The organism is Catenulispora acidiphila DSM 44928, from assembly GCF_000024025.1.
GTDB classification, from domain to species: Bacteria; Actinomycetota; Actinomycetes; order Streptomycetales; family Catenulisporaceae; genus Catenulispora; species Catenulispora acidiphila.
This window is the reverse complement of record NC_013131.1, coordinates 8558934-8573130: the sequence shown is the minus strand read 5'-3', so window position 1 is coordinate 8573130 and position 14197 is coordinate 8558934. Positions and strand designations below refer to the sequence as shown.

Below are 14197 nucleotides of genomic sequence, written 5' to 3'. Positions count from 1 at the left end.
ATCAATTACACCCCCGGGATGGTCCGATACACCCCCTCCGGCCTGCGAGATTAGAAGAGTGCCGACGTCTGCTCCGCTCGTCTCCGCGCCCGCTGCGACCCTCGTCGGGCGTCGTCCGGACGTGGGTGCGGACCGTCTGATCGCAGACCTGGTCCCGCCGCCGCGGTTCGACCGGGTGCGGTTCTCCAGCTACGTCCCGAACCCCGCAGAGCCCAGCCAGACCGCTGCGCGCGACCGGCTGCAGGCCTTCGCCGCGACCGTCGGCGCCGTCGCTCCGAAGAAGAGCGGCGGGCTGTTCAAGCGGAAGGCTCCGGTCCCCGGCGCGATCGGCGTCTACCTCGACGGCGGCTTCGGCGTCGGCAAGACCCACCTGCTGGCCTCGCTCTGGCACGAGTCCCCGGCGCCGCGCGAGAAGAAGGCCTACGGCACGTTCGTCGAGTACACCAGCCTGGTCGGCGCCCTAGGCTTCGCCGCCGCGGTGGAGCGGCTGGCGGACTTCGCGCTGGTCTGCATCGACGAGTTCGAACTCGACGACCCCGGCGACACCGTCCTGGTCTCCACGCTGCTCACCCGGCTGTCCGACCGCGGCGTGAAGCTGGCCGCGACCTCCAACACGCTGCCGGACAAGCTCGGCGAGGGCCGCTTCGCCGCCGCCGACTTCCTGCGCGAGATCCAGGCGCTGTCGGCGCGCTTCGAGGTGCTGCGCGTGGACGGGCCCGACTACCGCCACCGCGACCTGCCCACGCCGCCCTCCCCGGTCTCCGAGGACGCCGTGACCCGCACCGTGGACGAGCTCTCCGGCGCCACGCTGGACACCTTCGACGGACTGACCGGCGAACTCGCCGCGGTCCACCCCAGCCGCTACGGCGCCCTGATCGACGGCGTCAGCGCGGTCGGGCTCACCGGCGTGCGGCCGCTGGACGACCAGAACGTGGCCCTGCGCCTCGTGGTGCTGATAGACCGGCTCTACGACCGCAAGGTCCCGGTGATTGCCTCCGGCACGCCGCTCGGCGACCTGTTCACCCCCGAGTTGCTGCGCGGTGGCTACCGAAAGAAGTACCTGCGTGCGATCTCCCGGATCACCGCCCTGGCCCGGGACGGCGTGGCGCTCGCTGCGGCTGAGCAGGCCGGAGTCGGCGCGAGCGCCTAGACCCGGAACGGGCGCCCAGACCCGGAACGGCTCCGAACGAGATGCGGTCCGTTAACCCGGATGGCAGTCTTCCTTCATGGCGAAGTCGTTCACGAAGATGCTGCGGGCCCCGGACTCCCCGGTGAAGCTCTCCAAGATCCCGTCCGATGCGCACCCCGGCGTCGACTCCAAGGCCGATGCCCTGCGCAAACTGCCGAAATTCGCCGGGCGCCTGGCCGATCTGCAGGAGCGCCTGTTCGCGCAGGCGCACGGCGGCACCAAGCCCGCCCGCCAGAACCTGCTGCTCGTCCTGCAGGGCATGGACACCTCCGGCAAAGGAGGCACGGTCAAGCACGTCGCCGGCGTGATGGACCCCGGCGGCCTGCGCATCAACTCCTTCAAGGCTCCGACCAAGGAGGAGCTGGCCCACGACTTCCTGTGGCGGATCCGCAAGGCCCTGCCGGCACCCGGCATGGTCGGCGTCTTCGACCGCAGCCATTACGAGGACGTCCTCATCGTCCGGGTCCGCGACCTGGTCCCGCGCGACCGGTGGGAGCTGCGCTACGGCCTGATCAACGAGTTCGAGCAGGAACTCGCCGACCAGGGCACGACCGTGGTGAAGTGCTTCCTGCACATCAGCCGCGACACTCAGAAGAAACGGCTCTTGGCCCGCCTGGACGACCCCACGAAGCTGTGGAAGTACAACACCAACGACGTCGCCGAGCGCAAGCTGTGGCCGGCGTATCAGGAGGCGTACGAGTCCGTGCTGAACCTCACCTCGACTGAGACCGCACCCTGGTACGTGATCCCCGCCGACCGCAAGTGGTACCGGAATTACGCGATCACCAGGCTGCTCGTCGAGACGCTGGAGCGGATCGACCCGCAGTGGCCGCCGGCCGACTACGACATCGAGACGGAGAAGAAGCGCGTCCTCGCCTCCTAAGGGCGCCTCCTAAGGAGTCTCCTAAAGAGCCCCTAAAGAGCCTCCTAAGAGGAACGCAGCCTATCCTCGCGCCATGACGATGCAGATCCGCCCGGCCACCGACGAGGACTGGCCGCACATCTGGCCGTTCTTCCGCAGCATCTGCGCCGAGGGTGAGACCTACGTCTACCCCTACGAGCCCACCGAGGCCGAGGGCTGCTCGATGTGGATGGAGCAGCCGCCGGGGCTGACCGTGGTCGCGGTCGACGCGGCCGGAACGGTCCTCGGCAGCGCGAAGATGGGTCCGAACCGGCCCGGTCCCGGCGCGCACGTGTCCACCGCGAGCTACATGGTGGACCCGGCGGCCGCGGGCCGGGGCGTCGGCCGCGCGCTCGGCGAGTACACCCTGGCGTGGGCGCGTGAGCAGGGCTATCGCGCGATGCAGTTCAACGCCGTGGTGGAGAGCAATGCCCGCGCGGTGCACCTGTGGCGGTCGATCGGCTTCGAGATCATCGGTACGGTTCCCGAGGCGTTCCTGAGCCGGGCACACGGCTACGTCGGCATCCACGTGATGCATCAGAAGCTTGACTGAGTCCGAGCGGTATCAAGACCCTTGTTCGGTCGGATGATATACGTGACCATAAGCGCCATGCTCGACGTCCCGCCCCCGGAGGCGGACCACGCGGTGCGGCCCGCGGCCGGCGACTCCCGGGCCAACGCGCTGGCCACCCTCGGCTTCGCGGCGCTGACCCTCGGCTCCCTGGCCATACCCTGGGCCGACTATCAGGACGGCTCCGCCGGCAGTCTGTCCTGGTCCGGGTTCGACATCATGGGCGATCCCAAGCCGGTCTCGGACAGCATCGGCTCCGTGGTCACATGCCTGCATGTCCTGCAGTGGTTGAGCATCGGGCTGATCGTGCTGTCGGCGCTGCGGCTGATCGTGCCGGCGTCGCGCCTGGCCTGGTTGTCCTTGCTGGCGGCGACGGTGCTGGCCGTGTGCGCGGCCTTGGCGGCCTTCCAGCTCCACTCGAAACTTCAGGGCATCGACGCCGTCGCGCCTTCCATGCGCGCCGGACCGGTGGTCACGGCCCTGGCCGCGGTCCTGTGCCTCATCGCAGCCGGCCGCGGCCCGGCTGCCCGGCGGGCTGGCCCGAGGACGCAGCCGGGCAAGCAGCCGGGAACGCGGCCGTGACCGGTGTCCGTACGTCCTTACGGGATCAGCAGCAGCTTGCCGGTCGTCTTGCGCGACTCCAGCTCCGACTGCGCCTCGCCGGCCTCGCCGAGCGGGAACGTGGCGCCGATCCGCACGGTCAGCGAGCCCTCCTGGATCCAGCGGAACAGGTCGTCCGCGCGCCACTCCAGCTCCTGCCGCGCGACGATGTAGTTGCCGAGGGTCGGGCGCGTCAGGAACAGCGAGCCGGCCGCCGAGAGCCGCAGCGGGGCGAACGGCGGGACCGGGCCCGAGGCGTTGCCGAAGCTGACCAGCATGCCGCGCGGGCGCAGCGCGCCGAGGGAGGCCTCGAAGGTGTCCTTGCCGACGCCGTCGTAGACCACGTGCACGCCGTGCCCGCCGTTGCGGCGCCGCACCTCGGCGGCCAGTTCCTCGCCGGCCACCTGGTCGTAGCGGATGACCTCGTCGGCGCCGGCCTCGGCGGCCAGCTTGGCCTTGGCGTCGCTGGAGACCGTGCCGATCACCTTGCCGCCGGCGGCCTTCACCATCTGGGTCAGCAGCAGGCCCATGCCTCCGGCGGCGGCGTGGACCAGCGCGGTCTCGCCGCCCTTGACCGGGTACGTGCTCTGCGTCAGGTAGTGCGCGGTCATGCCCTGCAGCATCACCGCGGCGGCGGTCTGGATGTCCACGCTGTCCGGCACCGTGACGGCGCGGTCGGCCGGCACGATCACCTGTTCGGCGTAGCTGCCGCGGGCGTCCACGGTCGCCACCCGGTCCCCGGGCTGGAACTCCGTGACCCCCTCGCCGACCGCCAGCACGTGCCCGGCCGCCTCGGCGCCCGGCGTGAACGGCAGCTTTATCGCGTACAGGCCGCTGCGCTGGTAGGTCTCGATGAAGTTCACGCCGGCGGCGCCGACCTCCACCAAGAGCTCACCGGGTCCCGGCTCGGGAGCGGTGACGTCGGAGAGCTGTAGGACCTCGGGTCCGCCGGTCTGGCCGACGACGATCGCGCGCATACACGGATCCTTTCAAAGGTTGCGGTAGTCCGCAGCTTGCAACCTCGTCTCCGCGGCGCTGATTCCGCCGGTCCCTCATGCCGATGCCGCGCGTCGCTTCCGAACACAGATACCGAACGCCAGTACCGAACGCAGATACCGAACGCCGGCACCGGTCAACGGCGAGCGGCTCAGGCCACGTGCGCCAGGCAGGCCGACACCGCGCCGTCGAACCGAGCGAGCACCGCCGACGCCACCTCCGGCGCGTTCCCCAACTCGGCCGCCACCACGTCCGCCCCAGCAGCCTGCGCCGAGCAGCGGATCCGGTCGGCCAGGAAGCCGGGCGCCAGGAAATACGGCGCCACCACGACCCGCCGCGCGCCGCGTCCGCGCAGCTCGCGCACCGCCTCACCGGCCAGGTCGCCGACCGCCGGCACCGCCACCACGCGTTCCCAGCCGCTGCGCTCCCAGCCCTCGGCCAGCTCGTCCACCGCGGCCGCCGCGACCCGGTCGGAGGAGCCGGCCCAGGCCAGCACGACCGAAGCCTCCTCGTCGCCGGGCCACACCCCGGCCTCGCGCAGCCGGCGCTCCAGCCCGGCGGTGAGCAGCGGATGCGGGCCCAGCGGCGCGGCCAGCACCGGCTGCGCCACCCCGGCCCGCCAGCGCCGCGGCAGCGCCTCGTGCGCGGCGGCCACGGCCACCGGAATGTCCTGCCGGACGTGGAAGGCGGTGTTCAGCAGCAGCGGCACCACCTTCACGTCCTGATACCCGTCCCGCACCAGACCGTGCAGCGCCCGGGCGGGGGTCGGACCGCAGTGGTCCAGGAAGGCCGTCTCGACGCGCAGCTCCGGCCGCTGGTCGCGGACCGCGTCCACGAGCCCTGTGATGACCTCGCGGTGTCGCGGGTCCCGGCTCCCGTGGGCGACCGCCAGCATCGCCTGCCCCTTGGTCACGCCAACCCCCTCGCCTTGAGCACGCGCCGCTCCAGCGGCACGAAGAGCAGCTGGTTGACCGCCACCCCGACGGCCAGGATGAGCACGATCGCCGCGAACGCCCCCGACATGTCGTTGCCGTCCTGCGAGTTCTTCAGCAGGAAGCCCAGGGAGTGCCCGAGGCTCGCGGACTGGACGATGATCTCCGAGGCCAGCAGCGAGCGCCAGGCGAAAGCCCAGCCCTGCCGCAGGCCCGCGAGGTAGCCGGGCAGCGCGGCCGGCAGCAGCACGTGCCGCACCGAGGCCAGGCCGCGGGCGCCGATGTTGTGGCCGACGCGCAGATACAGCGGCGGCACCTGGTCCAGCCCTGACATGACGCCGACCGCGATGGAGGGCACCGCGCCGAGCAGGACGACGGAGTAGAGCATGGCCGGGGAGGGACCGAAGAACATCAGCGCCGGCGGGACCCAGGCCACCGAGGGCAGGGACTGCAATCCGGACAAGATGGGCCCGATGCCCGCGCGGACCGGCTTGAACCGGCCGACCAGGATGCCCAGCGGAGTGCCCAGGGCGACCGAGGCGCCGAAGCCGACGGCGGCGTGGCCGATGCTGTGGCCGACCGCTCCCAGAGCGTCGTCGTGGGCGAAGGTGTCCTTCAGGGAGCTGAAGACCTGCGAGGGTCCGGGCAGCTTCCAGTCCGGCCAGATCTTCGCCGCGTAGAGGATCTGCCAGACGGCGATGATCAGCACGATGGTGATGATCGGCGGTAAGACGGACGCGGCCACATCCTTGAGTCTGCTGGACTCCGGTTCCGCCGATGTTTCCAGCGCGTCAAGTCCAGCCTCGACTGTTGCGAGCGCGTCGCCGGCCGGCGGCCCGGCGGTCCCGGTGTCAGCGGCCATGGCGGCTGATCTCCTTGCGCAGGTCGTCGGTGATCTCCACCGACAGGTCGGCGACCGCCTTGTCCTCGATGCGGCGCGGCTGCGGGATGTCCACGCGCCACTCCCGCGCCACCCGGCCGGGGCGGGAGGACAGCAGCACGACCCGCTGGCCCAGGCGCACGGCCTCGCGGACGTTGTGCGTCACGAAGACCACGGCCAGGCCGGTGGCCTCCCAGAGCCGGATCAGCTCCTCGTGCAGCACGTCGCGGGTGATGGCGTCCAGCGCGGCGAACGGCTCGTCCATCAGGAGCACCGGGCTGTCCTGCGCCAGGGCGCGGGCCAGCGCGACGCGCTGCCGCATGCCGCCGGAGAGCTGGTGCGGACGCTTGTCGTAGGCGCCGCGCAGCCGGACCAGGTCCAGCAGCCGCTCGGTCTCGGCGCGGCGGTCGCGGCGGCCGGACAGGCCGCGCAGGCGCAGCGCGAGGTCGATGTTCTCCCCGGCGGTCAGCCAGGGGAACAGCGCGGACTCCTGGAACATCAGCGCGGCGCGGCCGGAGGGCACCTCGACCGTGCCGGAGCTCGGCGCGTCCAGGTCGGCGATCAGGTTCAGCAGCGTGGACTTGCCGCAGCCCGAGGCGCCGAGCAGGCAGACGAACTCCCCCGGCGCGACGGTCAGGTCGATGCCGTCGAGCACCGGGGCGCCGCCCCGGAAGGTCTTGCCGACCCCGGACAGCCGGACGGCCGGAGTCGCGGAGGCACCGGCGTCGACGGTGGTTGATTCGGCGATGGTCGCGGTCATGGCGTTCTCCCCTTGGTTTCCGGCGCTACTTCGTGGACAGCCCGGCGTCGGACACCGCGGACCGGCCGTCGCGGGCCAGTTCGGTGTTCAGCAGCGTCAGGTCGAAGATGCCGTGCAGGTCGGTCTTCTTGAGCAGCCCGGTGGACACGGCGTGATCCATCGAGGTCTGCAGCGAGGCGGCCAGCGGATCGTCGGTCACCGCCTGCTCGGTGAAGGCGCGCTGGATCTCCGCGCCGGTGAGGGCTTTGCCGGTGAGCTTCTTCAGCTGGTCGTTGACGAGCTGCTGAGCGTCGGTGGGATCAGCGGTGATCCACTGGTTGGCGGCGATCTGCCCGTCGATCAGAGCCTTGACGGTGTCCGGGTGCGCCTTCAGGAAGGACGTGGACACCACCAGGTTGGTGGTCGCGAACTGCCCGCCGGGCCACAGGGCGCGCTCGTCGACGAGCACCTTCGCCCCGGCCTCCAGCACCATGCGCGAGGCCCAGGGCTCCGGCAGCCAAGCGCCGTCGATGTGGCCGGCCTTGAACTGATCCAGCGTGGCGGCGTTGTCCTGCGGGTTCACCGACACTTCGCCGGTGCCGTCCGGGTTGGCCGTCAGGCCGTTCTGCTTGAGCCAGGCGCGCAGGGCGACGTCCTGGGTGTTGCCCTTCTGCGGGGTGGCGATGGTCTTGCCCTTGAGATCGGCCACGGAGTTGATCCCGGGCCGCACCACAAGTTCCGCGCCGCCGCTCGTGGCGCCGGCGACGACCTTCAGCGCCTCGCCGTGCGACTGCGCGAACGCGGCCAGCGCCGAGGACGGTCCGACATAGGCGGCGTCCAGCTGGCCGCCGAGCAGCGCGGTCATCTCGGCGGGACCGGCGTTGTAGACCTGGGTCGACAGCTTGGTGGAGCCCAGCGCCTTGGCGAAGTCGCCGTGGCCGACTCCGACCACCGCGGTGGCGTGCGTGACGTTCGCGAAGTAGCCCAGCCGCAGTTCCCCGGCCGCCGTGGACGCGGTGCCCGCGGCGGCGTTGGAGGACGAGGAGGACGTGCTCGAACCGGAGCTGTCACTGGAGGCGGAGACGTACGCGGCGACCACGATCACCAGCGAGACGACCATCCAGCCGGCCGCGACGGTGGCGGCGACGGTGGACAATGCCCTTCGTATCACGCTGGCTCCAAGGACGGGGGACGGTCAGGGTCTTCGATATCGGAACAGCGAGCAGCGGTGCTGCTGCCCGGCGACCCGACATCGGATGTCACCGGTGAAGTTGTGGGTGAACAGTGCGTACTCGATCACGAGAAGACCCCAAGCGGATCCCCTGACATTCCCGCGGTGAGGGTGTCGCCGCTCGCGGGGTCGATGAGCAGGAAGGATCCGGTTTCGCGGTCGGCGGCGTAGGGCTCCAGAAGGATCGGCGAGGCGGTGCGCAGCACCACGCGGCCGATGTCGTTGGCGCTCAGGCTGTGCGCGGCCGGGGCGGCCTCGTCCCAGTCGAACTCGTCGGCGGCGGCCCGGCCGGCGGCGGCCAGCGGGTCGGAGATGTCCAGCTTCGCGGAGATCTCCTTCACGATCGCCTTGACCGTGCGCGTGGTGTGCTTCAGCAGCACCCGGTCGCCGACGTTCAGCGGCTTCTCGGACAGGTGGCACACGGTCGCCACCACGTCCTGCACCGCGCTCGGCGCGGCCTCGGCAGGGGCGATCAGGTCCCCGCGGGAGACGTCCAGCTCGTCGGCCAGCAGCACGGTGGCGGCCTGCCCGGCGGTGGCGCGCTCGACGGAGCGGCCCAGCAGGTCGATGGCGGCGATGGTCGAGCGCTGGCCCGAGGGCAGCACCACGATCGGGTCGCCGACCTCCAGATGTCCGGAGGCGATGGTGCCGGCGTAGCCGCGGTAGTCGGCGCTCTGGTGCCGGATCACGTACTGCACCGGGAACCGGCCGGCCGGGCGCCGCTCGGTCTCCACCGGCACGTTCTCCAGGTACTCCAGCAGCGTCGGGCCCTCGAACCAGGCCAGGTCCGCCGACGGCTCCACGACGTTGTCGCCGCGCAGCGCCGAGACCGGCAGCGCGGCGTGGTGCTCGATGCCCAGCGCGGTGGCGTAGGCGGCGAAGTCGGCCTCGATCTCGCCGAACCGGTCCTTGTCGAAGTCGACCAGGTCCATCTTGTTCACCGCCAGCAGCACCCGCGGCACCCGCAGCAGGGCGGAGACGGCGGTGTGGCGGCGGGTCTGCTCGGCCAGGCCCTTGCGCGCGTCGACCAGGATCACCGCGAGCTCGGCGGTGGAGGCGCCGGTGACCATGTTGCGCGTGTACTGCACGTGCCCGGGGGTGTCGGCCAGGATGAAGCGCCGGCGCGGCGTGGCGAAGTAGCGGTAGGCGACGTCGATGGTGATGCCCTGCTCGCGCTCCGAGCGCAGGCCGTCGGTGAGCAGCGCCAGGTCGGCCTGCTCCAGGCCGCGGTTGCGCGAGGTGCGCTCCACCGCCTCGTACTGGTCGGCGAGCACCGACTTGGTGTCGAACAGCAAGCGGCCCACCAGGGTCGACTTCCCGTCGTCCACCGAGCCGGCGGTGGCAAGTCGCAGCAGTCCTGCGACCTGGGTGTCCTTCGTGGTCGGCGCGTCCAGCAGCACAGTCATGACTAGAAGTACCCTTCTCGCTTGCGGTCCTCCATGGCGGCCTCTGACATGCGGTCGTCCGCGCGGGAGGCACCGCGCTCGGTGATCCGGGAAGCGGTGATCTCCTCGATGACCGCGGCGATGTCGGCGGCGTCGGAGTCCACCGCGCCGGTGCAGGACATGTCCCCGACGGTGCGGTAGCGCACGACCCGGTTCTGCACGGTCTCGCCTTCGCGCGGGCCGCCCCACTCGCCCGGGGACAGCCACATGCCGCCGCGGGCGAACACCTGGCGCTCGTGCGCGTAGTAGATCTCCGGCAGCTCGATCTCCTGCTCGGCGATGTACTGCCAGACGTCCAGCTCGGTCCAGTTCGACAGCGGGAACACCCGCACGTGCTCGCCGGGGCGGTGCCGGCCGTTGTACAGCCGCCACAGCTCGGGGCGCTGCCGCTTGGGGTCCCACTGCCCGAAGTCGTCGCGCAGCGAGAAGACCCGCTCTTTCGCGCGGGCCTTCTCCTCGTCGCGGCGGCCGCCTCCGAAGACGGCGTCGAATTTGTGGGACTGGATCGCGTCCACCAGCGGCACGGTCTGCAACGGGTTGCGGGTGCCGTCGGGGCGCTCCACCAGGCGGCCGTCGTCGATGTAGTCCTGCACGTGCGCGACGTACAGCTGCAGCCCGTGCTCGGCGACGGTGCGGTCCCGGGTGGCCAGGACCTCCGGGAAGTTGTGGCCGGTGTCCACGTGCAGCAGCCCGAAGGGCACCGGCGCCGGCGCGAACGCCTTCAACGCCAGGTGCAGCATCACGATCGAGTCCTTGCCGCCGGAGAACAACAGCACCGGCCGCTCGAACTCGGCCGCGACCTCGCGGATGATGTGGACGGCCTCGGCCTCCAGCGTCCGCAGATGGTCGTGCGCCGGGGCGGTCTCGTCGTGGGTGAGGGTACTCATATCAGGTGTGCAGTCCGCATTCGGTCTTGGCGTTGCCGGCCCAGCGGCCGGCCCTCGGGTCTTCGCCGGGCAAGGGCTTGCGCGTGCAGGGCTCGCAGCCGATGGAGGTGTAGCCCTCCATGAACAGGGGGTTGGTGAGCACGCCGTGGTCGACGATGTAGGCGTCCAGGTCGTCCTGGGTCCAGGCGGCCAGCGGTGAGATCTTGACCATGTCGCGCTTGGCGTCGTAGCCGATCACCGGGATGTCCGCGCGGGTCGGGGACTCCTCGCGGCGCATGCCGTTGATCCAGGCCGTGTACGGCTTCAGCGCGCGCTCCAGCGGCTCCACCTTGCGCAGCGCGCAACACTGGTCGGGGTTGCGCTCGTGCAGCCGCGGCCCGTACTCGGCGTCCTGCTCGGCGACGGTCTGCAGCGGGGTGATGTTCAGCAGCCGGACCGGGTAGACCTCGGCGACCGCGTCGCGCGTGCCGAGGGTCTCGGCGAAGTGGTACCCGGTGTCCAGGAACGCGACGTCGACGCCCGGCGCCGCGGTGGAGGCCAGGTGCACCAGGTGCGTGTCGGCCATCGAGGAGGCGACGACCAGGTCCGCGCCGAAGGTGGCATGCGCCCACTCGACGATCCGCCCGGCCGGGGCGTTCTCCAGTTCCGCGTTGGCCTGCTCGGCCAGCGCCCGCAGGTCAGTGCGGCCAACAAGGGCCGTGGCCGCCGGGCCGGCCGGCGCTGGTGTGGTGTCCGCTGACATTTCGGGGCTTCCCCTTAAGGTGGCGGGCACACGGGCGTGCCGGACGCCCGACGCGTCGCGGGCCGCGACTCTGCGGCGTCACACGGACGGCGTGGGGGAGGTGCCGGCGGACCGTGGCCCTGGAAGATCTTGAACGGAAGATCGGGGGCGAGGTCTACTGGACCGGCATACAGACCATGCTGGACAGCCGTCCGAAGTCGACGTGACGCCGACCGACGAGCGCGATTCCAGCACGAGACATGACTAGAGAGTCGCACGCGGTCCGCGGGTCGTCCACTGTCGTCCATGATGCGGACTGTGTGTCTCACGCCACTTCGGGGCGCCGAAAACGGTTTGTACCGGCGGAGGATCGCGTTTTAGGCTGCCGTTACTCCGACAGGGAGCTCCTCAGCACGAACGCCGCAGAACGGGAGCCCGCGCCTCGCCTCGCCGAGGTCCTGGAGAGGGCGGCATCGATTCATCGTGCCCTCACGGAGGTTCTCCCATGGAAGTCGGAATCGGTCTGCCCATCAGCGCCCCCGAGCTGTTGCTCGACTGGGCCCGCGCTGCTGACACCGGACCGTTCACCACCCTCGGTCTGCTCGACCGGCTTGTCTATGACAACCCCGAGCCACTGATCGCCCTGTCCGTGCTGGCCGGCGCGACCCGCCGCATCCGGCTGCAAACCGAAGTCCTGCTGGCTCCGCTGCGTGATCCGGTCCTGTTGGCCAAGCAAGCCGCCACTCTCGACCGGATCAGCGAGGGCCGGTTCGTCCTCGGGCTGGGTGTCGGCGGTCGCGAGGACGACCACGAAGCAGCCGGCACAGATCTGCGCACCAGAGGACGTCTCCTGGACCGGCAGATGGCCGTCATGCAGAAGATCTGGTCCGGTGCGCCCTATAGCGACACGGTCGGGCCGATCGGACCGCTGCCGTACCGCGCAGGCGGTCCTCAGGTGTTGTTCGGTGGTTTCCAGCCGGCGGCCCTGAAACGCGTCGCGCGTTTCGGCGACGGATTCCTCGCCGCCGCGCCGCCGTCGTGGATCGGATCGCTGATCGACACCGTCCACCGATCCTGGGCCGAGGCCGGCCGGTCGGGCGTGCCTCGGATCGTCGCCCAGGCGAACGCCGCGCTCGGTCCGCAGATCGTCGTCGACGACGCGCGCACCGCCATGGCCGCCTACTACCGCTTCGCCGGCGACCGTGCGGATCAGATGGTCGCCGGCATGCTCACCACCGAGGCGGCGATCCGGCAGACCATCGCGCAGTACGCCGATCTCGGCGTCGACGAGGTCATGCTCTACTGCTACGGCGCCGATCCGGGTCAGGTCGATCGGCTCGCGGAAGCGCTCTGAGCTCAGAGTAGGCGCGCGTTGTGCGTCGCTTCCTTGACGACGTCTCCGAGGTGTCCGCTCAGCGCCTGCTTAGCGACGCTGAGCGTGAATCCCTTAACGGTGGCCGCCGGAGTGTGTGCGGGTAGCGCCAACGCATAGGGATCGACTACTACGTCGACCACTACGGGACCGCCACGGTGGTTCAACGCTTCTTTGAGTCCCTGTTCCAGGTCCGCGGGGCGCTCGATCCGGATGCCCTTGGCACCGAGCGCCTCGCCGACCTTGGCGAAGTCGGGGTTCTGGAAGTCGACGCCCCACGGCTGGAGCCCGGCCTCCTGCATCTCGATCCAGACGAAGTCGAGCTTGCCGTTGTTCAGGATCACGTGGACGATCTCGGCCTTGTGCTGCACCTCCGTGAGGAGGTCGCCGAGGCCTAGCATCGTGAAGCCGCCGTCGCCGCACAGCGCGATCGCCGCGCGGTCCGGGAAGGCCATCTTGGCGCCGAACGCGTTCGGGGAGGCGCTGGCCATCGAGGCCCATGTGAGGCTGCCGAACAGGTGGCGCTTAGGGCCGAGGTGCAGATAGTGCGCAGCCCAGATGCACGCTGTGCCGGTGTCTACGGTGAAGACCGCTTCTTCGGGGGCGAGCCGGTCCAAAGTGGCGGTCAGGTACTCGGGGCGGATCTGCTTAAGCGCCGGGCCGCGCTCGACGTAGTGCTGCAGCTGCTTGTCGAACTCCTCGGTCTTCTTCAAGCACTTACGCAGGAAGGCGTCGTCCGTCTTCGGCGACAGTTGCGGGAGGAGTCGGTCCAGGGTGGCGCCGACATCGCCGACCAGTCCGTGCTCCAGTGGGACGCGGCGGCCTAGGCGGCGTCCGTCGCGGTCCACCTGGACCACCTTCACTCCGCTGTGCGGGAGGAACTGCGGGAAGGGGAAGTCCGTACCCAGCATCAGGAGTACGTCGGCGTGGTTCACCGCTTCCCAGCAGCCGCCATAGCCGAGCAGCCCGGTCATGCCGACCGCGTGCGGGTTGTCGTACTCCAGCCACTGCTTGCCCTTGAAGCTGTAGCCGACGGGCGCGTTCAGTATGTCTGAGAGGGCACGGACCTGTTCCCGCGCGTTCTGACAGCCTTCGCCGCCGAAGATGGCGACCGTCTTGGCGGCGTTGATGATGTCCGCCAACTGCGCGATGTCCTTGTCGGGCGCGGGACCGGTAGTCGTGCTCGGCAGCGCGATATGCGTCGGAACGTCTGGCGCGTCCGCTGCCGCCACATCGCCGGGCAGCGAGATGACGGTCGGACCCAGTTCGGTCAGAGCGGTGGTGATCGCGGAGGTAACGATCGGACGCAGCTGCTGGGGGTCTACTAGGCGCCCTGTATAGAGAGACGCCACGCTGAAGAACGTATAAGGGTTCAGCTCTTCCAGACCGTCTGTGTCCATGATGGCGGTCTCGACGTCGCCGGCGATCGCGATCACCGGGGCGCCCTCCTTGCGGGCGTCGAGCAGTCCGTTGATCAGGTGGCTCACACCGGGTCCGGCGGTTCCGCACACCGCTACCGGCCGCCCCGACATCTTCGCCTCCGCGACCGCCGCGAACACGCCCCACTCCTCGTGCCGGACATGCACGAACTCGATGTCGCCGGCTCGCCGCAGCGCATCGATCGCCGGGTTCAGAGCATCGCCGACGATGCCGTAGCACCGCCGCACCCCGGCGTCGGCGAGCATCTTCCACAGCACGTCCGCGACAGTAGGCATGCCGCAAGTCTCGGGGAG

At 70.4% G+C, this 14197-nt stretch carries 14 protein-coding genes; 5 read left to right on the top strand and 9 right to left on the bottom strand.

The features are described from left to right. The first annotated feature begins 58 nt into the window (after positions 1-58). The 4 genes from zapE (at position 59) to CACI_RS36495 (ending at position 3243) form a co-directional block, all read left to right on the top strand. A complete protein-coding gene (gene zapE, locus CACI_RS36510; protein ID WP_015795942.1) occupies positions 59-1150 on the top strand; it encodes a cell division protein ZapE in 1092 nt (363 codons plus the stop codon). 76 nt (positions 1151-1226) lie between these two features. Next, on the top strand, positions 1227-2072 hold the full coding sequence (locus CACI_RS36505) for a polyphosphate kinase 2 family protein (protein ID WP_015795941.1): 846 nt from the start codon (positions 1227-1229) through the stop codon (positions 2070-2072). A gap of 73 nt (positions 2073-2145) precedes the next feature. Continuing rightward, entirely contained in the window at positions 2146-2643 is a 498-nt protein-coding gene (locus CACI_RS36500; RefSeq protein ID WP_015795940.1) for a GNAT family N-acetyltransferase, read from the top strand. Between the two features lie 42 nt (positions 2644-2685). Continuing rightward, entirely contained in the window at positions 2686-3243 is a 558-nt protein-coding gene (locus CACI_RS36495; protein WP_143765534.1) for a hypothetical protein, read from the top strand. Positions 3244-3260: 17 nt separating this feature from the next. Here CACI_RS36495 and CACI_RS36490 read toward each other — a convergent pair whose 3' ends face one another. From CACI_RS36490 to CACI_RS36455, 8 genes are all read right to left on the bottom strand, one after another. After that, the gene (locus CACI_RS36490) at positions 3261-4238 is read right to left on the bottom strand and encodes a quinone oxidoreductase family protein (protein ID WP_015795938.1); all 978 of its coding nucleotides are present in this window, start codon (positions 4236-4238) and stop codon (positions 3261-3263) included. 170 nt (positions 4239-4408) lie between these two features. After that, a complete protein-coding gene (locus tag CACI_RS36485) occupies positions 4409-5170 on the bottom strand; it encodes a sirohydrochlorin chelatase (RefSeq protein WP_015795937.1) in 762 nt (253 codons plus the stop codon). Beyond that, the gene (locus CACI_RS36480) at positions 5167-6051 is read right to left on the bottom strand and encodes an ABC transporter permease (protein ID WP_015795936.1); all 885 of its coding nucleotides are present in this window, start codon (positions 6049-6051) and stop codon (positions 5167-5169) included. The genes CACI_RS36485 and CACI_RS36480 overlap by 4 nt, the downstream gene beginning before the upstream one ends. Beyond that, positions 6041-6829, bottom strand: a complete 789-nt coding sequence (locus CACI_RS36475) for an ABC transporter ATP-binding protein (RefSeq protein ID WP_015795935.1) — start codon at positions 6827-6829, stop codon at positions 6041-6043. The genes CACI_RS36480 and CACI_RS36475 overlap by 11 nt, the downstream gene beginning before the upstream one ends. 25 nt (positions 6830-6854) lie before the next feature. Continuing rightward, positions 6855-7979, bottom strand: coding sequence for an ABC transporter substrate-binding protein (locus CACI_RS36470; protein WP_015795934.1), 1125 nt, complete (start codon positions 7977-7979; stop codon positions 6855-6857). 125 nt (positions 7980-8104) lie between these two features. Beyond that, complete coding sequence (locus CACI_RS36465; protein ID WP_015795933.1) at positions 8105-9445, bottom strand: sulfate adenylyltransferase subunit 1; 1341 nt, start codon at positions 9443-9445, stop codon at positions 8105-8107. A gap of 2 nt (positions 9446-9447) precedes the next feature. Next, positions 9448-10371: a sulfate adenylyltransferase subunit CysD gene (gene cysD / locus CACI_RS36460; protein WP_015795932.1), complete on the bottom strand. Its 924-nt coding sequence runs from the start codon at positions 10369-10371 to the stop codon at positions 9448-9450. Position 10372: 1 nt separating this feature from the next. Continuing rightward, the gene (locus CACI_RS36455; protein ID WP_015795931.1) at positions 10373-11113 is read right to left on the bottom strand and encodes a phosphoadenylyl-sulfate reductase; all 741 of its coding nucleotides are present in this window, start codon (positions 11111-11113) and stop codon (positions 10373-10375) included. A gap of 484 nt (positions 11114-11597) precedes the next feature. On the opposite strand from CACI_RS36455, the gene CACI_RS36450 reads away from it, so the two are divergent. Then, entirely contained in the window at positions 11598-12446 is an 849-nt protein-coding gene (locus CACI_RS36450) for an LLM class flavin-dependent oxidoreductase (protein ID WP_015795930.1), read from the top strand. Between the two features lie 2 nt (positions 12447-12448). Here CACI_RS36450 and CACI_RS36445 read toward each other — a convergent pair whose 3' ends face one another. Further along, a complete protein-coding gene (locus tag CACI_RS36445; protein ID WP_015795929.1) occupies positions 12449-14179 on the bottom strand; it encodes a thiamine pyrophosphate-dependent enzyme in 1731 nt (576 codons plus the stop codon). Positions 14180-14197 lie beyond the last annotated feature (18 nt).